At 35.9% G+C, this 22278-nt stretch carries 7 protein-coding genes; all 7 read left to right on the top strand.

Annotation, left to right across the window (positions count from 1 at the left end):
* Positions 1 to 240 precede the first annotated feature (240 nt).
* On the top strand, positions 241 to 2469 hold the full coding sequence (gene katG / locus CG11_RS08375; protein ID WP_052595053.1) for a catalase/peroxidase HPI: 2229 nt from the start codon (positions 241 to 243) through the stop codon (positions 2467 to 2469).
* A 589-nt stretch (positions 2470 to 3058) separates the two neighbouring features.
* Complete coding sequence (locus CG11_RS08370; RefSeq protein WP_052595051.1) at positions 3059 to 3610, top strand: OmpH family outer membrane protein; 552 nt, start codon at positions 3059 to 3061, stop codon at positions 3608 to 3610.
* A gap of 2 nt (positions 3611 to 3612) precedes the next feature.
* Entirely contained in the window at positions 3613 to 4233 is a 621-nt protein-coding gene (locus CG11_RS08365; RefSeq protein WP_052595049.1) for a hypothetical protein, read from the top strand.
* Between the two features lie 7 nt (positions 4234 to 4240).
* Entirely contained in the window at positions 4241 to 10420 is a 6180-nt protein-coding gene (locus tag CG11_RS08360; RefSeq protein ID WP_156039701.1) for a hypothetical protein, read from the top strand.
* Positions 10421 to 10430: 10 nt separating this feature from the next.
* Positions 10431 to 11159, top strand: a complete 729-nt coding sequence (locus tag CG11_RS08355; RefSeq protein WP_156039700.1) for a hypothetical protein — start codon at positions 10431 to 10433, stop codon at positions 11157 to 11159.
* A 4-nt stretch (positions 11160 to 11163) separates the two neighbouring features.
* Positions 11164 to 15924: a hypothetical protein gene (locus CG11_RS08350; RefSeq protein ID WP_156039699.1), complete on the top strand. Its 4761-nt coding sequence runs from the start codon at positions 11164 to 11166 to the stop codon at positions 15922 to 15924.
* A gap of 40 nt (positions 15925 to 15964) precedes the next feature.
* Positions 15965 to 22278, top strand: a 6314-nt coding sequence (locus CG11_RS08345; RefSeq protein ID WP_156039698.1) for a hypothetical protein, incomplete at its 3' end; no start/stop codon positions are given.

Below are 22278 nucleotides of genomic sequence, written 5' to 3'. Positions count from 1 at the left end.
GATTTTAAGCACATTACTAATTAAGCTTTCGATCTTACGAAGTAACTTAATATCTTGTTAAGAGAACTAAATAATAAAGAAGAGTTAAAATAAAATTAATATCTATAGTATCAATATAGCGATTGAAAATATCGTTTTCATCAATCAATAATAAAATGTATATTGGCGATCTCATAACTTCAATAGAGTATCATAACATATAGAATTGATCATAAGAACATTAAAACTATTAAAATTATTATGGACAACAAGAGTAACAGTTTTGACATTAACGAATCGGCTAAATGCCCATTCTCAGGAGGAACTATAAAAAAGACTGCGGGTAACGGGACTAGAAACCGTGACTGGTGGCCTAATCAATTAAAATTGAATATTCTGCGTCAAAATTCCAGTCTTTCTAACCCTATGGATGAAGGGTTTGACTATATAGAGGAATTTAACAAGTTAGATTATAAGGCATTGAAACAAGATCTTTATGATTTGATGACAGACTCTCAAGACTGGTGGCCAGCGGATTATGGACATTATGGACCATTTTTTATCAGAATGGCATGGCATAGTGCTGGTACGTATCGTATTGGCGATGGTCGTGGTGGTTCTGGAGCTGGAATGCAACGTTTTGCACCTTTAAATAGTTGGCCAGACAATGGTAACTTGGATAAAGCTCGTTTGCTACTTTGGCCTATCAAGCAAAAATATGGCAAGAAAATTTCTTGGGCAGATTTGATGATTTTGGCAGGAAACTGTGCTTTAGAATCAATGGGTTTCAAGACATTTGGTTTTGCTGGAGGACGTGAAGATGTTTGGGAACCAGAAGAGGATGTATATTGGGGTTCTGAAACAGAATGGATGGGATATGAAGAGCGTTATTCAGAAAATAATAAACTAGAAAACCCATTAGGCGCAGCGCATATGGGATTGATTTATGTGAATCCCGAGGGACCTAAAGGTCAACCAGACCCAGTAGGTTCTGCACATGATATTAGAGAGACATTTGGTCGTATGGCTATGAATGACGAAGAAACAGTAGCATTGGTTGCTGGAGGTCATACATTCGGAAAAGCGCATGGCGCTGCCAACCCAGATGAGTACGTAGGTGCAGAACCTGCTGGTGCAGGAATCGCAGAGCAGGGAATGGGATGGAAAAATTCATTTGGAACAGGAGTGTTGAATGATGCAATTACAAGTGGTTTAGAAGGAGCTTGGACGCCGAACCCAATAAAATGGGATCATGACTACTTTGATGTTTTGTTGAACTACGATTGGGAATTGACAAAAAGTCCTGCAGGTGCTTATCAATGGACTCCAACTGCTGCATCAAACGCTAAAATGGCGCCAACTGCAGGGGATGCTTCTAAAAAGCAAGCACTAATGATGAGTACTGCTGATATTGCTTTGAAAACAGATCCAGAATATCTAAAAATATCAAAACGTTTCCACGAAAATCCAGCTGAGTTTGAGGATGCTTTCGCTCGTGCTTGGTTTAAGTTGACACATCGTGATATGGGACCAGCTTCGTTGTATGTTGGACCAGAAGTACCTTCGGAGGTTATGATTTGGCAAGATCCTATTCCAGCAGTAAACCATGAATTAATCAATGATGCGGATATTGCTGCTTTAAAAGAGAAATTGGCTAACACTGATTTAACCGTTTCTCAATTGGTTGCTACAGCTTGGGCTTCTGCGGCGACTTTCCGTGGTTCTGACAAACGTGGAGGAGCCAATGGTGGTCGTCTTCGTCTGGCTCCACAAAAAGATTGGGAAGTTAATAACCCAACTCAATTGGCTAACGTGCTAGAAACATTGGAAGGAATTCAAAAAGATTTTAACGATGCTCAATCTGGTGACAAGGTGGTGTCTATGGCTGATTTGATCGTCTTAGGTGGTTGCGTGGGAATAGAAAAAGCCGCTAAAGCTGCTGGTCAGGATATTTCTGTACCATTTACACCAGGGCGTGCTGATGCTTCTTTAGAGCAAACAGATGTGGAGTCTTTCCAAGCGTTAAAACCTGCTGCTGATGGTTTCCGCAATTACTTCAAGCCTACACACAAAGCTTCTGCTGAGGAAATGTTGATTGATCGTGCTCAATTAATGACCTTAACAGCTCCTGAAATGACTGTATTGTTGGGTGGTCTTCGCTCGATTAATATCAACTATGATGGTTCTAATCATGGCGTATTTACAGACAAACCAGGAACATTATCCAATGATTTCTTTGTAAACTTGTTAGACCTAAGTACTACATGGAAAGCAATGAATGAGGCGGACGAAGTGTTTGAAGGTCGTGATCGTAAAACAGGTGCTGTAAAATGGGTTGGTACTCGTGTTGATCTTATCTTTGGTTCAAATTCAGAATTGCGTGCATTGGCTGAAGTTTATGCTTGCTCTGATTCAAAAGAGCAGTTTTTGAATGACTTCGTAGCTGCTTGGGATAAAGTAATGAATTTAGATCGTTTTGACTTGGCTTAATCGCGAATGGGTTAGAATGACCATATGATAATAATTTTTTAGGCAGTCTGGCAACAGGCTGCCTTTTTTGTTTAGGGGCTATTTATAAATTTGCTTTTTCTCCAAATTAGCAGAAAGCACTTTTAAGCAATCTGCACACAAACAATCTTGATAATTAACTTGCAATCTACTATTATAGGCTAATTGTCAATTAGATAGATCTTGCTTTTAACAAGAATTTTTCAAAATAAACCTTTGTTAGATGAAATGTACTTTTCATTGACTGAAATGTACCTTTCGTTAGAAATTTTGTTCCCTTTGAATTTTACCTTTTGATTAAAGATATAATTAGAATACTTTTGTATAAATCCATATTTCTAAATAATAATACTCCGTTGATTACCTGCGGTGCTACTTCGTGGTAGCTCCCTGCGGTCGAGAGGGCGCAAGCTTAGTTTTTTAGTTTTTCTACGGGAATCATAAAAAACATCTTGCATTAGTTTGATTATCAGTCTTTTATTGTAAAAGTTGGCAGGGTTGCATCTGCTGATAATCAAACTAATACAATTTTTCAACGGAATAATGTAAATAGATAAGTAATATTAAACTCATGAAATCTCGTTTTCTCCTACCGTTTTTAACAACAATAACAGTATTATCTTGGATAGTAATTATTTGGTTGATTTTTTCCGTAAACAAACAACCTAAAATTGCTTATGTTAAATCTATCTATTTGGTTGAAAACTATAATGGAACAAAAGAAGCGTATCAAGTTCTGCAAAAGAAGGTAGTTGGTTGGCAATCTAATTTAGATTCATTGAAACATACCTATGAAATTACAATCGATAGATATAATCAAGAAAAAAGCACTTTGAGAAAAGAAGCACTGAATTCTTTAGAGCAAGAATTAATGCTTAAACGTCAAAATTTAGAAAATTATCAAGCTATAGTACAGCAAAAGCAATTAGAAGAAGATAAGAAATTAACAGAAGGCGTATATGCTCAAATTGATAGTTACTTAAAGACCTACGCAAAGGAAAAAGGGTATGATTTAGTTATTGGAGCAAATGCAGAAGGAACCGTTTTGTATGGGAGTAATAGCTTTGATATAACAGAAGAAATACTTGCTATTATTAATCAAAAATACTCGGGAAATAAATGATAATGAAAAAAATTCTTTATGGAGGAATAGCTATGTTTTTCTTATTTGGATGTCAACCCTCCGAGTTATCCCTTGAGAACTATTTTAAATATTTGATTGAACCTGAAAATGGTTTATATAAATCCAAGCAAATCAATCAATTTGAGATTAGTGCTAGATATTTACCAGCAGAATATCTGATTTATAGAGATTATAAATCTTCAAAAATCAAAGAACTAGATATAGACAGTTTAAAAAAGACTTATGAAGGGAGTTTGACGTTTATACTCAAAATTGCACCCAATAAATCAGAAGGGCATGAGTTTGATGTAATGACCCAAACTGTTTCCTCTAAAGAAGCTTTTAAGGAACAAAGTTTTCAACTTAATTTTTTAATGCAGGAGAACTTAAAATTAATAATTGAACACAGGGAATATTTCCCTGTATTGGTTGAGTTAGAGAATACTTATGAATTAACTCAGCATCGCAACTTTATGATAACTTATGCTTTAGATCAAAAACATATTGATAATTCATTCAAAGCAATGGATTTTATTTTTCAAGATAGGATATTTGGAACAGGAATCCATCATTTTTTATTTACACAAGAATCCATTAAAAAAACACCATCAATAAAACTATAAACTAACTATGACTTCTATAACCCAAAAAAATCATCAGAAAATATCTTGGTGTTTAATTCTCTGCATGATTTTTCAGACCTTGATTTGCCCAACCCAAGTATTGGCATTAACAAATGGACCTAAACAGCCTGAGTTTGATAGTTTTACTCCTGTATCTACCAGTAATATGGTCAATACATTTACAGGAGGATTTAATTATAACTTACCTGTTTTAAATATACCTGGAGCAGATGGAGGCGGTTATGCGCTTTCCTTATCTTATGATGCCAATCCTAATATAGAGAGCCCCGCTTCTTGGGTAGGAGCTGGATGGACTTTGAACCCCGGAGCTTTAGATCGCTCCAAAAGAGGGGTTCCTGATGATTGGAAGGGAAAAGTTATCAAGGAATACAATCAGACCCCCCCAAACTTTACAATTTCAGCTACCAATACAGTTGGGTTAGAACCTGCAAGTCAAGATAATGGCGGTGTTAGTATTTCTTTAGGGTCAACGTATCGATATAACAATTATACAGGGTTTAGTGAATCAGCAAATGCAGGACTTAGTGCTACGGCTAAAGGAGCTATTTCTACTAGCTTTAGTTTGGGTATTAATAAATCGGGGAGAGATGTAACGTTTAGCGCAGGTGTTTCATTTAGTGTTAGTTTGGGGGCATCTAAGGAAAAACAAAAGAAAAAAAAGCAGGATAAGAAAAATAGTTCACCAGAAAAGAAGAAAGAATTAACAAAAGAAGAAAAATCTACAGTAGCAAAAATAAAAAAAGCAGGAAAAATATCAAAATCTGCTTCTGTAAGTTTTAATACTGGTGGAACATATGGAACTCTTGGATATTTAGCAACTGGTTTGGCACCTAGTATTACTCCGTATAAGGGGTTTGCTTTTAATACTGGAATAGAAGCTGGTTTTGGTTTGCCTGCCCTAAAGGCTAGAGCAGGACTGGGGTTTTCTTTTGATGTAAAATCTAATTATGCCTTAATTGCACATCAGGGATATGGATATATGTACAATCGCAATAGAGGAGAGCACGCAAATTGGAATTCGAATACAGCTAACGGAGCAGTGCAGACGTTAAATAATCATGTCCCTCAACCTATAATGAGTGATTATTATATGGAAAAAGAGGCACCTTATTCTGTTAATGACAATATCGTAGGAATTCCTTTTAATAATGCAGATAACTTTACTGCAACAGGAGAAGGGTTGAATGGTTCCTTTAGATTACACCATAATAATGTAGGGCATTTTTACCCCAATATAGCTCAAAGTGAAAATCATATTCTACAAATCGGACTTGATTTGAATGTTATAAGTCCCCCCGTAGGTGCTGGTGGTGGTGCTGATATTGGTACAGGATTTCAGAGAACGGTTTCCAAAAAATGGTTAGGCAACTTTTTCGGAGATGAATTATACAATGGCGCAGCTGGTACAATAGACGATTATGAATATGATACTGATAATAATGATCCATTTTTTAGATTTGGTGGCGATATGGGAGGAAAAATGGAGTATGGGAATTTGAATCTCTCTTCTGCTACACTTGATCAACCAGGTGTTGGCATTCCTGGAGCTAAATATTTTCGCCCTAAACTGGAAGCGTCTAATAGTGGAATTGTTACCAATAGAAATACGAGCGATGCATACAGTAAACAATCTTCACATATTGAATATGTAAAAAACTCAGACTTGAATACAGATGCAAGTTTTGATGCCAATGCTTTTGAAAAAGGAACGTCAGTAAAAAACTATACGGCATGGTCAAGAACCTCAGGGTTGAACCCACAGGAAGATGATTTGCAAGATGGTATCGCTCAAGTTAAAGTTTGGAATCCAGATGGTGTGCGGTATATTTATGGCTTGCCAGCGTATGTGTTTAATGAAAAATCCTTGAGTTATGGTGTTGCAACACCTCTATCTCCTAGGTTAGAACATAACAACTTAGTATATCAAGATGTCATTACAGAAGATGGTTCTTCAATTACACCGAATCCACTAGGAGAGAAAATTTTAGATAACCCCATTGTGGTTGGTCAGAAATTAGAAGGTGCTTATGCTTCTACTTATTTGCTAACGCAAATTAATACATATGATTATATTGATGTAACTGGTGATGGTGCCTCGGAAGATGATTTTGGAGGCTATACAAAATTTGATTATCGCAAATGGGCGGATAATATATCTACTAATAATGCTTCTCAAACAAATGATTTATTTCGGTTTAGATCCCCTTATACTGGATTAAGTTATGCTAAGAATAAAATAGCTGATGGAAGAGATGATTTTGGCTCTGTTTCTCAAGGTGATAGAGAAATGTATTACTTGAAAGCAGTAGAAACAAAGTCGCATATTGCGCTATTTATTACCAATAAAACAGATGGAACAACTGATTTTTTAGAGTATGGAATTAATAATGCTGAGTTTAGTGGCTCAGGAGAAGAGCGTTTGGATGCAATGGGAGCAAGTCGTGAATTCACGACAACTTCTAATGTAGATTTATCAAAAGCAGCAAGAGATGCGAATGCTAAAGGTATAGGACAAGAGGTTGAAAAATTAGAACGAATTGTTCTTTTTTCTAAAGATGATTTATCCAAACCATTAGTATCTACTTATTTAGAATATGATTACAGTATTTGGCCTAACTTACCTAATAACAAAAATGGAAATTATCCCAATGCAAATAATGATCCTAATCGGAATAATGGAAAACTAACTCTTAAGAAAGTGTGGTTTGAATATGAAGGCGTTCGACCCTACAAAATTAGCCCTTATGAATTTGGGTATCAGTATAAAGCTGCAAGTGCTATAAAATCTGAAGTAAAGAGTCGTTATGAACACATTTTTGGTAATGGGTCGACTATATCAAGCGATTGGCCTAATTTTGCCGCAGGAGCAGAGTGTCCAGACTATAGCCCTCACACATTAGATGCATGGGGACATCATCAATTTAGAGGAGCAGAACAAAGTGACAAAATGAGACCTTGGGTTTGGCAAGGAAATCGGATAGGTTCTGCAGCGGATTATGATCCCGCAGCATGGCAATTAAAACAAATAAAATTGCCATCAGGAGGGGAAATCTTAGTTCAATATGAACAAAAAGATTATCAAAAAATCCAAGATCGAGACCCCATGGCAATGGTAAGCCTTATAGATGCTGCATCTTTTGATGGACAATTTTTAAGTAGTACCCCCAATAAATATTATCTAAATTTAGAAGACTTAGGAATTACAGATTTAGTAGACAAACAAAATATAAAAGATAAGCTAATAGAACGTTATATTACCAATAACAAGAATAGAATCTATTTTAAATTTTTATATGCATTAACAGGGACGCATGCAAGCTTGAACAATCCTTTCTCTGAGTACATATCTGGATACTCTAATGTGACTAATGTAGGCATTGATCAAGTGAATGGAGTGGACCAAGTTTATCTCACTTTAGGTAAATCTAGTACAGGTACTGCTGGTTTAGAAGAAGAGGACGCTATGCCAAGAATAGTTTGTTATGATTATGTAACTCAGCAATACAATTTTGGAGCACTTTCAACGACGAATATGCAACAGTTTGAGAATGATAATCCTGATGTTGAAGTATTAAGTCCAGAAAATCAAGTTGGATTGGCATTTCAAATGTTGGAAAATATTATTCCAAAATTATTAATACCCATTCCTGCTTTAGGGCTTTTTACACCTGCTAATATTGGTGGTTATTGTAAAGACTTTAATGCTGAACTATCCTATATTCGTATACCGATGACCAAAGCAAAGAAAGGAGGAGGATTGCGGGTCAAACGTATTATGCTATATGATGAGGGCTTAGAAACAGGAGCCGCAGAATTGTATGGAACAGAGTATACTTATGAAAACTTGGATGGAACATCTAGTGGGGTAGCAACCAATGAACCTAGTGGAGCAAGGGAAGAAAGTGCCTTGGTTGACTACGAGCCTCGGCATGTTCAAACTCTAGGAGAGCGATTATTTGCAGGAAGAGATCGTAAAGAATTAGAGACTCCTTTTGGTGAAACTTTATTGCCACAACCTTCTATAGGACATAGTAGAGTAGTTGTTCAAAATATACATAAAAAAGCTACTAATAATGGCTATACAGAATATGAATTCTTTACTTGTAAAGATTATCCTTATGATAAAAAATACAATACTGCAGATTTACAAGGGATGGGTGTTACGTACACAAAAATTTCAGGAAAAGATAATAACAAATACAAGCAGAAAGATGTGTTGTCTTTACCTTTTGGATACTTAAATTACTTTAGAAATAATACCTGGGTGGCACAAGGATGGCGATTTATAAAAAATGATATGCATGGCAAACCAAAGGCAGAAAGGACCTATGGTGGTGTATATGATTTATCTACCATGCCTCTAAATGCTAATGCAAGGGCTATTTTACCAACACCTAGTCTAGAAACAATATATGATTATTATGAACCAGGAGAGAAGGCTAATGTAATGCGTTACGACTCAGATACTAAAAAATACATTATTGAACGAGAGCATTTAGGGATGGAGATGGATGTTACGATGGCAATGCAAGCGGTAAAAGATGAAGTATTTGATTTTAATTTTGAGTTTGACTTAGGTGCTTTTTATCCTCCAGGAATAGAGTTTACATTTGCCCCATCATTTACTTTTTCACAACAAGCTTATAGTAGTCATTTAACATCTAAAGTTATTTGTTTGCCATCAGTGGTTAAATCTGTGACTACGATCAAGAATGGAACAACAACAACGACAGAGCATTTAGCTTTTAGTGACCTTACAGGAGAACCATTACTAACTAAGGTTACTGATGGGTACCACAATATTTATATTCCTGATGGCAGTGGAGGTTCGGAACAGTATAATGGAAGTGTCTACAATTGGAATATTCCTGCAGCTTGGTTTTATGAAGAATTAAGTAGACCTGATGAAGGTCCTATTGCAAAATTTAATCTTTTAAATGCAAATGTTGGTAGTGTTACTGCTTATGGACAAGAAGGGAATATCTTGGCAAATCTAGACCCATCTGATAATTCTTTAACTTGGACTGATAATCCTGATGGTGTTTTATCAGCTAGTGCAATGACTTACAAAACAGGATGGTTGTCAAGTTCTGGTGATGCCGTTGAGCAAGACTACGATATTGATAATACAGACCCTAACTATGCGGATTTGCAAACAAAAATGGATGCTATTCCTAGACCTCATGATACTTATATCTTTGAGGGGAATATAGAAAAGGATGATATAGGAGGAACCGCTTTAATAACAGGATCTACGAATCGAAACTTTCAAGCAGGAGCAATCCAAAATTTCCAAATGTTTGATTGGAATAATACAGCAGTTAGCCATCCTAGAAATAATCAAAGCTTAGAAGGATGGCGTTGGGTTAGTGGTGTTGAAAAATATTCTCCTAATGGTTACGCTTTAGAAGAAACCAATCCATTGGATATACCAAGTACAGCAAAGTATGGCTATCATAAATTCTTGAGTATACTTATAGCACAAAACTCGGAATATGAAACGGTTTATTTTGAAAGCTATGAAGATGAGACAGCCGCGAATCAAGCTTTAAATTCGCTAAGTATAAGTGACGCTCAAGCTCATGCGGGAAAACAATCTATCAAAATTCCAGCGAATACAGCTTATCAAGTTCAAAAACTAAACCTAAAAACAACAGATAAGTTAATAGAACCTAATCGAGGAGGTTTACAGCTAAAGCTATGGGCTTATAAGGATGCAGTGAACCCAATTGATTATACACAATTAACAAATTTTGAAGTTAGTTTAACAACAACTCCTGCTGGTCTACCTGCTAATCCAGCGATATTGAAAAGCCCTAAAGAAATAGCTCATATTGGTAATTGGGTCTTATTGTCAATGGAATATGATGCCAATAAATTAGGGGCAGTAGGAGATGATATTGATATTGTCTTTACAAATAAAACAGGAGTAGCAACCTATTTGGATGATCTTAGAATTCAACCAAGATATGGAGAAATGATGGCTTATGTTTATAATCCCAAAGATTTTAAAGTAGTCGCAACATTTGATGATGAGCATTTTGGAGTATTCTATCAATACAACGAAGAAGGACAACTGACAAGGAAATATATTGAAACAGAACGAGGACTAAAATTACTGCAAGAGAGTCAGTATAATAGTCATTCTGTTGGTAGAAGTCAATAAACTAAAAACCATGAAAATAATACTTATAATCCTTTTCTCTTTGATGACAACTTTTCTAGTTGCTCAAAACTATAAAGAAATAGTTTGGGATGCATTAGAAGAACTTAATGAGTTAGAGAAACCTAAAGGAGATAATCGCTACCATTTTAAATACATGGTAAGAACGGTATATAAAAATGCAAAACAAAAGCCTGTCTCTGCTTCCTTTGAGACTATTGTGGCAAACGATAGAATTGTTATAAAATCAGATAAGTCAGCTTATTATCAAGATAAACAATATTCGTTTGCAGTCATGAACGAGGGGCAGAAAATTATTTGGAATAATTCGCCTTTAAATTCTTGGGGAAAACAAGATTTCTCTGGTTTTGCAAAATTAAAAAAAGCGTTTTTTGATGCCGCAACGTATACTCGGATAGAAAGAAAAGATGAACCAGAGGGGGTTTTATTACTCAAAATGGTTCCTGATTTAGAGGTGAGGAAAAAAGGCACAACTGATTATCTATTGATAGAAGTTAATACAAGAATCAATAAAGTGACTCGAATGTTAATTCGTTACAATGAAGCAAGTGAGCAAAAGTTGACAGAGTATATTTATGAAAAAACAGATTTGAAGAGTACTGCTTACATTGCTTCTAAAGCAAAAGATTATTTAATGAATAGCAAAAATCAATTAAAATCAGCTTACAAAAACTATGAATTAATTGACCTAAGAAAAGAAAATCAAAACCGTAAAAAATAATCCCATGAGAACGAAGATTGTGAATATGATCTGTAACCATCAGATGAATAGGGTTTTTTACCTTATTTTATTTAGTTTGGTATTAATTTCATCTACTTTTTCCCAAGTAGACGAGTCCTGCGAGCAGCCTGTTATGGGCCTAAATAATCTTTCTTTAAGCAGTAGTACAGGAACATTTTCTAGTCCTATCAGTACAGATATTTACGTGCATTCAGGATTGTTTGATCTTTCAAATCAAGTACAAAGTAAGGTTCTTTTTGAAATTAGTTCAGTAAAAGCTTATGTGCAAGTTGATTTTGGAGACAATTATCCTTGGGGAGAAGAAGAATATCAGGTAGACATTACTAGTTTAAATCTTGTAACGCAAGTATTAACGTTGACAGGATTAAATAATACAACATTATCACCAGCACCACCTAGTAGTATTTTATTAAGTGCTTCTAAGCCTGAATATACTCTAGTTTTAGATTTAACAAGTGAAATGTTGCCCAATAGTCAGTTAGTTCCTGGTTTAGTACTAAATTCAACCAATCAAATTGCAGCTGTATCAATTCAACCCGATGTTGCGATTAGCCAGTTAGGAAATGGTCTAACTCCAGGAAATGAACAGAGTGTTGCGGATAAACTGCGATTTTCATTATGTTATAAGGTTGAGTACAAAGTCACAGCACCTAGAACACCAACAGCATTACAACAGATAGTAGTGAATGCCCCTGAACAGATAAATACAAGTAAACGGTACACCTTTAAGTGGTTCAATGCTGACAATATTTGGTATCCCTATTATGAATTACAATTGGTTCGGTTGTTTAATAATAAAAATCACTCCCCAACTAGTCAAGAAGATTTAGAAACAACCATAGATTGGTCGAGAGCATTATCTTTTATTCTTCCTGAAAATAGGTTGACAAAAGAAGCTGTAACGAATGTTTATAGTAAAGAATTGACGGTTTCGGAATTTACGGGATATTATGCTTGGAGAATTCGTCCAATTGGATCTTCTTCAGAGGGAGGTATTGCCAATAATGCGAATTGGGGAAGTTGGGATAAAGTTAGTGCTAACTATTTAGCTCAAGGGACAACAATCAACTTAAATAGTTTAAGCGATTTAGGTACAACTGCTTTTGTGGGGTCGGTGTTCTTTTTTAGAGACCCAGATGAAGCAGAAGAACGAAATACGATTTATTCTAGGGTTTTTACAGAAGGAGGAAAAACTCATGAGGGAATGAACTACGCAGATGGTTTATTAAAAAGCCGACAATCACAGAGCTATTTTCCATCGAACTCAGAACATAAAACAGTCATTACACAGCAATTTTATGATCATGTAGGAAGAAGCTCTATTTCAACACTTCCTGTTCCCACTAAAAATACATTAAGTGGATATCAAGAACGGTTCGCAAAGGATGCAGTAACGCAAGATTTATATACAGTTGATAATTTTGATAATGTTGTTGATAGGGAAGAAACGCCAGATCCAATGACTTTAAAAGGTGCCAATCCATCAGAAACAGATTACTATTCCGAGGATGGCTCTGATCCTTATGTAGATGATGCACAAGGCTATCCTTTTTCTATTAGTCGATACAGTAATGATGGATTAGATAACGTAGAACAGCAAAGTGGTGTAGGAAAGCGTCATATGATAGGAGATATTACGACAGGTTTGGGACGAACAACTCGAAAAAACTATACTTCTGATGTATCAGCAGATGAGTTAATTCGAATTTTTGGAGTAGAAGCACCAGATAATACTACCGTAACAAAGGAAATAACAACCGATCCGAATGGAACACAAAGTGTATCTTATATTGATAAAACAGGTAAGTTATTAGCAACTTGTTTGTCGTTTAATTCTGATTTGAATAACGCTTTAACAGATTTAGATGGCACTACTGCTGCTTTTCCTGTTGTTGATTTTATGAAAGCATCCCAATTAACCAAAGAAGGTTTTGTAAGTACTAAACGGATCTTATTTACAGAAGATGTTGCTAGTTTTCAAATAGACTATACTCCTGATGGTTGTAATGGCTTTACAGTTTGTGGAGAGACTTTATATTGTGACTTCGAACTGACCTTATTTGTTGCTAATATTGAGAACCCAACAGTAAATTTAATTCCTGCAGGTACAGCAACTACTTTGCTTTCTTCTCTATGCTCTTTGCCTACACCTGCTTATAATATAAACTTAGCATTACCTGCTGGAGATTATATCGTAAAAAAGACACTAATTGCTGTGGATAATGGTGTAGGGGGAAGCCCTGTTCAAACTTTTATAGATAATAAAATAGCAGCAACTGAATCAGCCTTGTATGTTTATCATAGTTTGGTAACTAGTTTGTTAGCTAATTTAGATAATGATAATAGTACAGATTTTAGTAGTGCAATGACTTGTGTAAACAATTTTGTTTCTGCAAGTGCCCAGTTGGGAATGAATCCACCTTTAGCAAGTATACAATCTTTAATAGATAATTTGGAAACATGTCTGACAGACCAATCAACAGGTTTAGGTTTTGATATGACTGATTTTGATTTTAGCAGCTTAGCAAGCATTGACTTAACCATTGTTAGTAATCTTACGCTTGATGGAACTGTAAGCCCTCAAGAGATTGTCATTGATTTTGAAGATTGTGGTGCGGGTATTCCTTCTATGAGAGTTGAGGCGGAGATGAATGTCTTAATTCCGCCTTGTATAGCAGATGGTAGTGGACTGTATCTTTATAGAGGAACACAATATGTATTGCCACCATTTTTAGAATATTTTGCAGATGTAGTTTTGAATGACCTTAGAAATAGTGCTATTGAACAATTTATGGCTAATAATGGAGGTGCAACTCCAACTCAGTCACAAGTACTAACAGAAATGGATCTAATAGTAGCTGCTAGTTATTCTAATTATGCAGATTTAACAGCTATGCTAGATGCAATATTTCCTGGGTATGATATTTCAGCAGCAAATATTAATGACTATCTGAATGGTACTGTACAAGCAACCAATGATAATGATTTTAACAAGATGATTTGGCATATGTTGAATGACCAATATTATTGTGGGCAATTAGTATGGGAGGATGGCTCTACAGGAGGAGCAGTAGGTTATCACAAAATTTTATCGACAGGAAGTATTGATCCTGCTGTTTTTGACCCCAATCCAAGTACAAATAGTACTGATAATACGGTACAATATGATTGTAAGGAAGTATGGGATTGTTGGAAAACTTGTGTTACCTCCATTTCTAGTATTTTATCGCTCAATCATCAAACAATCGATCCATTCCAAGCAATAGAAGGCAATGACCCAAATGGAGGAGGAACAATGGAAGATGACTTTGAAACGAATATACCTTGGTTATTGTCGCTATTTTTAGGAGATGACCCATTTGGAGGTTTTCAAAATGATCCTAATATTACAGATATTACAGCTAGTGATCAGACTTTTGACAATATCCCTGCTTTATTTTTGGAGTGCACAGGATATAGAATTGCTCGAATAATTGATCCCAGAATTGTATACGATGGCAATTCGATTACGTTTGGGTATGTAACAACAGACCATCATGAGGATTATGAGCAATACATCAATGGAACAGCGCCTGCTGGAAGTCCTATTAGTCCTCATTTAAATGGTTCGACTTACCCTACGATAAATTACAATACGTTAGATATGCCTATGTATGGCTCTTATTTAAATACTGTACCTAGTTCCATTAACCAAACTAAAACACACAGCAGTGCAACTAGAACAAGTGAGATAGAAGAATACTTTTTATCTAGAAATTCAGATCCTTTAGACGAAAAAGAGTTTCCATTAACGTATAATCCAGTATTTGCATTTAAGTATTATGAATATTATAAAATGCCTGTGGGATATCAATCGTCAACTCAACTAGCATTCAGTAATTATAATACAACTAACGGAACCAATTTAACAATTGGCAGTGGGACGTTTAGCGTGCCTACTCATTATATAAGCGTAGAACGTGAATTAAGTTATCCATATAATGGTGTTCAAGCTTCTAATCCGCCATTTTGCGACGAACCAAGAGTATTGTCTAGTTCAGGACATGATCAATGGCCTTGTGGAGAACGTCATGAGTTTATGAAGCGGATTATTAGTAGTAAAGAACTAACAATTGACCCTAATAATTTTGACAATCCTAACGATTTATTTGATGGTAGTTCCCCAATTGTTTTAGCTAGTCCCTCTGCTTGTTCAATCGCAGTGCAGCCTTATTACACAGATGGATCATTAACAACTCCTACACCTCAAGATAATCCACTTGCTAGGAGTTGCCAAAATGCTTGTGAATCAAGACGAGTAGAATTTAAGGAAGCTATTATCAAAGCGCTGGAAACTCGTTGTTATACAATAGGAGGATGTTCTGATTGTCCTGGTCATATTTCTGCAAAAGATGTAGATAAACTAGTAGATAATTTGGTCTTTGCTTGCCAAGAACAATGTTCCGTCCATACGGATATTACCAATCCACCTCCTTGTCAATTGACAAATGGTACCGTTATTCAAGCTTGTGATATTATTTATGGAACTCCTTGTCAAAAGTATTTAATAGAACAGGTAAAAAGCTGGCGACCTGTAGTTGATTTTCCTTCTTTATGTAATCCTAGCGATCCTTATCCAACAGGGCACTTGGAACAGGCCTATAATGCTGCTGATGAAGAGGATTGTGACAACTCAGGAGATTTTAGCCAACAAGGTGGAACTACACCAGCTTCAAAAGTTAAAGTTATACAACAAGCACCCTAATTATCCATAAACAAACCATTAAACCAAGAAGCCATTCGTTATGAATTGTCTATATAAAATATTACCTGTGCTTTTTATAGGGCTATTGTTATTTTGTCCTTTATTGCTAACTGCACAAGCACCAACATATAATTTGAGTTGGTACAAAACATCTTGTAATACATCGGTAGGAACTCCTACAGAGGTTAGAATTGATATTACTCCCTTTTCAGTAGGAACAAGCTACACCTGTGAGTTATATGCTAACCCCAATCCTCTAGGAGGTCAGAGTAGCAACCCTGCTTTAGGGGCAATATTAGAAACGTATAATACGGCAACAAATGATGCGACAATTGATGCTTATTTTACAACTACTGCTTATCGTAACAGTTATTATATTAAGGTTTACCCAAGTACGAATCCTAGCTTATCTACTGTACAATATATAGATGTGCAAAGATTAGCTCCTTCAAGAGGATCTTATGTTGCTAATGTCTATTATAATGTGACAACAACACCGCAGTTTTGTAGCCCGTCAGCAGCTAATATGGATATCACTTTATCAACTAGTGGTACTACCGTAGGGCATTCTTTTTTGTGGTCATCACCTACTGGGGCTGTAATTAATAGCCCTAATAGTCAAAATCCAACTGTTCCGATTTATATAAGTGGCAATTCTGGTCCAAAACATCAGTACCAAGTACAAATAATGGATGTTGCAGGTTGTGCTAAAATAATAAACAACATTGAATATACTCCCATCCAACCAAATAGTAATTGGAGTGTTAATGTAAAACCTTTTGGATTTTATGGTCAGGAATGTGCAGATATAGGGGCTGACATACCAGCTCTTTGGGGGAATTCTTCCTATGCATATCATTGGTATAATAATGATGGAAGTTTAAGGGAAGTGACAGTATGGTCTAAAATTGAATATTTAGAACCTGGCAATAATTTTCATGTAGAAATAAAAACAGGTAGTGGATGTTTAATTCAAACGTTGTATTTTCAGACGCCTGAGGCAATTAGTTGTTCTGTAGGGGCTATTACTGGAGACCCTTGTGTAGGAGGAAGTGCTTCGAATATAGTAATTGATGCATTGTTTGGTACAGCACCTTATACTTATGAAGTAACGGGAGTAAGCCCCAATACTTGTCATACAATTATTAGCAATGCAAGTTCTTCTATAACAATTGGTTCAATGATTTGTGATGGTACAATTACACCAGAAGTTCCAGTGGGGGCATATGAAGTTAAAATAACAGACAGCTTAGGCTGTGAATTTACCAAAATGATACAAGTAGGACAAAACATCAATGACCTAGAACTTGAAATTACTACAGTTGATGAAGTGTGCGATGGAAATGATGGTAGTTTTAGAATAGAGCCTAATGGCTTAATAGGGAATTTAGCCTTTAATATCATCAGTTCTCCTCCTTCCAATAGCAATCCAGTGATTCAACTTAATAATAATATTTATGAAGTGAGTGGTCTTACAGCTGGATCCTATGTCGTGGAAATATCTTTGGATGGAGGAATTGGTAATAATTATTGCACTAGAACAGAGGTAATAACGATCAATAATAAGGGAATCGCTCTAGTTGGAACACAAGTAAGCTCTGCGCAAGGTAGTGCAAATCTGGGGACAATTATGGTAAATGTTTCGGGAGCACCTTTAGGTGACATAGAGTTTCAGTGGAGTTCGCAGACCACCAACAATCCATATGGCTCAACAAGCTTTGGTGGCTTAGGTTCTGATGGATTTAATGAATTATCCGAACTAGGTGCTGATACATACACGGTAACAATTACCTATGAAAATTGTACTCTTGTAGAAACATTTGTTGTTCCTTATTGTGCTTTAGTGGCTACTGGGTTTTCCTCACCTGATCGTTGTCAATTAAGTGTAGGACAGGTAGGAGTTAGTGTTAAGAGTAATGGTACGCATATGGCACATTTAGCAAGTTATCAATGGGAACAAATTCTACCAAGCCAACGCCCTGTAGGAATAACAGATTCGGTGGTGAATAATGTACAAGCAGGTACTTATAGTGTAACTATAACGTATGGAGGTTGTAGCGTCGTGGAACAAGTTATTGTAGGGACTGGTGCTATCCCTATGACTCCAAATGAGAAAGATGCCTATTGTGGAGGGAATAACGGGGAAGCTGATTTTTCTTTACATCAATTAGCTTGGAGATTAAGTTCATCTAGTATTGTATGGACTGATGCTAATCATCAACCAATGCCTTCCGGTGTCGTAGTTACTAATAACGATCTTAATACAGGAGTAGATTTACAAACCACAGCAAAGAATTTACCTGTAGGTAGTTATCTTATACATATTGAGGTAACCAGTTTGGTAGGAAGGACTTGTTCTTATATTGTAAAAGTTAACATAAAAGCTAATAGTACGCCTCCTAGTTATACTATCACAACAAGTCCTGCTATATGCGGCTCAAATGGTATTGTATCTGTACAAGGTGCATCGTATCCTATAGGTTCATCCTCATCTATTCCTACTTATACTTGGATGCCATTAGCTCCTTTACCTTCAGGGCTGTATGTTGGAGAAACAGTTAGCCCTCTTCCCGAAGGGGCGTATCAACTTGATGCGACTTATGGTTACTATTCTGCTTGTAATCATAGGGAAACGGTTACCTTGCCTAGTATAAACCCTACGCTTGTGGTAGAGCATGTTCAGAATGAAGGCTGCGGTGGAACAGGAGAATTTAGAGTAAGCACTAATTTAGAAGCAACGCATCATACTTATAGCTATGTTGTAACAGATGTTAATACAAATTTAGTAGTAGCACAAAGTAGTAATGGTCTATTTTCTAATATGCTACCTGGGGAGTACACTGTAACCTTAAATACCAACAATGCTAATTGTCCTAACACTTCTGTATCTATCACAATAGAACGCAGTGAATTGGTTGTTTTAAATCAACAAAATGCAACTTGTGGAACAGGAGGGAAACTAGAAGTAGATTTGCAAGATGAAAATGGGCAGACATTGGCGGCAAATAACAGTGATTTTGTTTGGTCAAATGGTGTTCAGAATAGGATTAATAATAACTTAACTCAAGGAACCTATACCGTTACAGCAACTCAAAGTAATGGTTTGCCTTGTGTAGCAACCTTTTTAGTTGTAAATACTCCTTTGACAATCACTAGCGAGGCAATAACACATGCTTGTACAGGTGTTAACGGGAGTATTACCTTAACTACAAATGATATAGGTACAGTAAATTATACTTGGTCAAACGGTTCTAGTGGAAATAGTATTAGTGGGCTAAGTCCTGGAGAATACGAAGTAACCATAACGGGAACCAATAATAATGATGGTACCTGTGTCTTATATAAGTCTTACACAATTTATAGTGGCTTTGATTTGACTACAAATGCAGAAGATGTTTTATGTAATGGAGATAATAATGGTAAGGTTCAGGCATTCGTATCTAATACTAATGCACCAATTATAAGCTATGTTTGGTCTAATAATGTATATAGTCCTAGTCAGAATAATGTATCGGGAGGGACTTATATAGTTACAGTTACAGATGCCAATAGCTGTACAAGTACATCAAGTGCAACAGTGAATGAACCAAATGTCCTAACTATAAATAGTTTTCAACCTTATAGTGGAACAGACCCACAAATAGCTTGTGGAGGAGAAGTTCAAGTTAGTGGAGGAACAGGACCTTATGTGGTTGGATGGCAATTATTGCAAGTAGAGCAACAAGATGATGGTGCTGGAAACTTGGTAGATGTTGTGATTGGTAGTATTGAAGTTGCCCATACACAAGTAGCACAAGCTGGGGTAAACTATACTGAAAATAAGTTGGCTCCAGGGATTTATTCTATTGTTGTAACAGATAAGAATAATTGTCAAGTGACTAGCAGTAGCACAATTGAAATCACTCCACAAAGCACAACACTACCTACTATGTATTTTAGATGGGAAAAACAAGGTAGTAACGGAGTAAATATCATTACTGACAATACACCAGATGAAACTGAAATAAAAGCAAAGGTTATTGCAGATAATATGGAAACGCAAATCAAAGCTGCTGTAGATCAGTTTTCGGATGCGCTAAATGAGAATAGGTGTGATAAAGTAGATGACATTGCAGATAAAACACAATTAAGTTATGATTTAAAATATCATCATTATACTTTATATTACTATAATCGCAGAGGAGAGCTAACAAGGACTGTACCACCAGCAGGAGTAGATTTTCTAACAGGAACAGAGATAACTGAGCATAAAGAATATAGAAATAATCAAACTCAAACAGTACCAAGTAAAGCCCTTCCTAATCATACTTTGGTTACAACTTACGCTTATGATGCAGCAGGAAGAAGTATAGAATCGACCTCACCTGATGCAGGTCTTGTAAAACAAGCTTTTCGTTCAGACGGTTTGGTTCGTTTTTCTCAAGATGCTCGTCAAGAAGCATTTGTCCCAGAGCGAATGACGTATATTAAATACGATCGTTTAAATAGAGTTATTGAACAAGGAGAAATGGAAGTGCCCAATGGTTCTTATGCAGCTTACATTACAGGACAAGGACAAACAGATAGGAATACCCTTGATTTTCCTCAAGATATTCCAACCATTAATAAAACAGAATGGGTTAAAACACATTATAGTGACAAACATATTTTAGCCACTTCTCCAAATATTGTATATGCCACTTATCATGGTATAGGAGTACAAGAGCAGCGTTACTTAAGAAATAGGGTAAGTTACACAGAAGCTTGGAATGGTGGTAGTAATGAGGATGCTATTACAACCACAACATATAGCTATGATCCACATGGTAATGTCGAATGGATTAGAACCTATATTCCTGGTTTAGGAGATAACTATATTCGCATGGAATACGATCTAATTTCTAGAAATGTCAATAAAGTTTGTTATAATGAACTAGCAATTGATCGTTTTTATCATCGTTATGAATATGATGAACAAAACCGTATTATCAATGTAGAAACCTCTAAAGATGATATTGTATGGGATAGTGATGCCAGATATGCTTATTATGAACATGGTCCACTAAAACGTAAAGAAATTGGAGATGATAAAATTCAAGGAATTGATTACACTTATACCATACATGGCTGGTTGAAAGCTATCAATCATCCTTATTTGGACAAGTATGAAAATGGAAATACTAATACTACTAAAAATCAGCTAAATGACCCTGGTCAAGACGGCTATTCTAGTAGCACCAATAATGACGTACAAAAAGATGTATGGGGTTTTTCTTTAGGATATTATCAAGGAGATTATGCTCGTCAAAGTCACAATGGCGCTGGCGGTTACAATAGTATCAACGAAGCAATTAGCTATAACAGCCAAGAGTTATATAATGGTAACATCACTTATTGGTCAAATGGAACAACAGAGAGTAGCTCAATTCTTAATGATCAAGAAAAGCTCACACAACGTAGCTTTAGTTACGACAATCTAAATAGAATATTGGGTAGTGAACTAAGTATTGTTAATCTCGGTAATACACCAACATTTGGTATTGCTAATAACCAATTTAAAACGGCTTACACTTATGATGCCAATGGTAATATAGAAACCCTGAAACGATATGATGGAACAAATGGAGGGCAATTAATAGATGATATTAGCTATCAATACAATTTGAATGGAGCAGGGCAATTAGAAAATAACCAACTTACTGCGATACAAGATGCTGTTGGAAGTACTGCAAACTTAGGCGATATCGATGATCAAACTTATATCTATGATGCTAGAGGTTCAATTATTCAAATTGTAGAACCCAATAATCCTAATAATAGAACTACAGATATTACGTGGCTCAATACAGGTAAAGTAAAAACTGTTTCTATAAAAGAGCAAATAGGGGGGACAATGACTGAAATAAGTCATTTAGAGTATTTATATGATGCCACAGGAAATAGAGTGGCTAAAATATGGAAAGAAGTTATTGATAATCCTACTACATGGAAAAATACTTATTATGTTTGTGATGCGAGTGGTAATAAAATGAGTATTTATAATCGAGGATACGAATTTACAGCAAGCAGTAGATTAAATCCTTATAGAACATTTTATAGCATACAAGAGCAACTTTTATACGGTTCTGACCGTATAGGTAGTATAAATAACAATACAAGATTGTTTACTAATAATTATACAGATTTATCAACAGCTGAATCTTATGCAGGATGGGATGTGAATACGAAGCTTAGTACTACAAATTCAACATTTGATTTTGGAGAACGTGCCTTAGGTATAAAAGAGTACGACCTTGTTGACCACTTGGGGAATGTGACGACGCAAGTGAGCGATAGAAAAGCGGGTACAATCGCTACGAATGATATTAAAGCTAA

Source organism: Aureispira sp. CCB-QB1 (genome assembly GCF_000724545.1).
GTDB lineage: Bacteria > Bacteroidota > Bacteroidia > Chitinophagales > Saprospiraceae > Aureispira.
The sequence above is the reverse complement of the archived record's forward strand: the minus strand, read 5'-3'. Positions and strand labels throughout refer to the sequence as shown.

Bases quoted from the DNA above. Each gene is read 5' to 3' on its own strand.
- katG (WP_052595053.1), top strand. From the start codon at position 241: ATGGACAACAAGAGTAACAGTTTTGACATTAACGAATCGGCTAAATGC.
- CG11_RS08370 (WP_052595051.1), top strand. From the start codon at position 3,059: ATGAAATCTCGTTTTCTCCTACCGTTTTTAACAACAATAACAGTATTA.
- CG11_RS08355 (WP_156039700.1), top strand. From the start codon at position 10,431: ATGAAAATAATACTTATAATCCTTTTCTCTTTGATGACAACTTTTCTA.
- CG11_RS08365 (WP_052595049.1), top strand. From the start codon at position 3,613: ATGAAAAAAATTCTTTATGGAGGAATAGCTATGTTTTTCTTATTTGGA.
- CG11_RS08350 (WP_156039699.1), top strand. From the start codon at position 11,164: ATGAGAACGAAGATTGTGAATATGATCTGTAACCATCAGATGAATAGG.
- CG11_RS08360 (WP_156039701.1), top strand. From the start codon at position 4,241: ATGACTTCTATAACCCAAAAAAATCATCAGAAAATATCTTGGTGTTTA.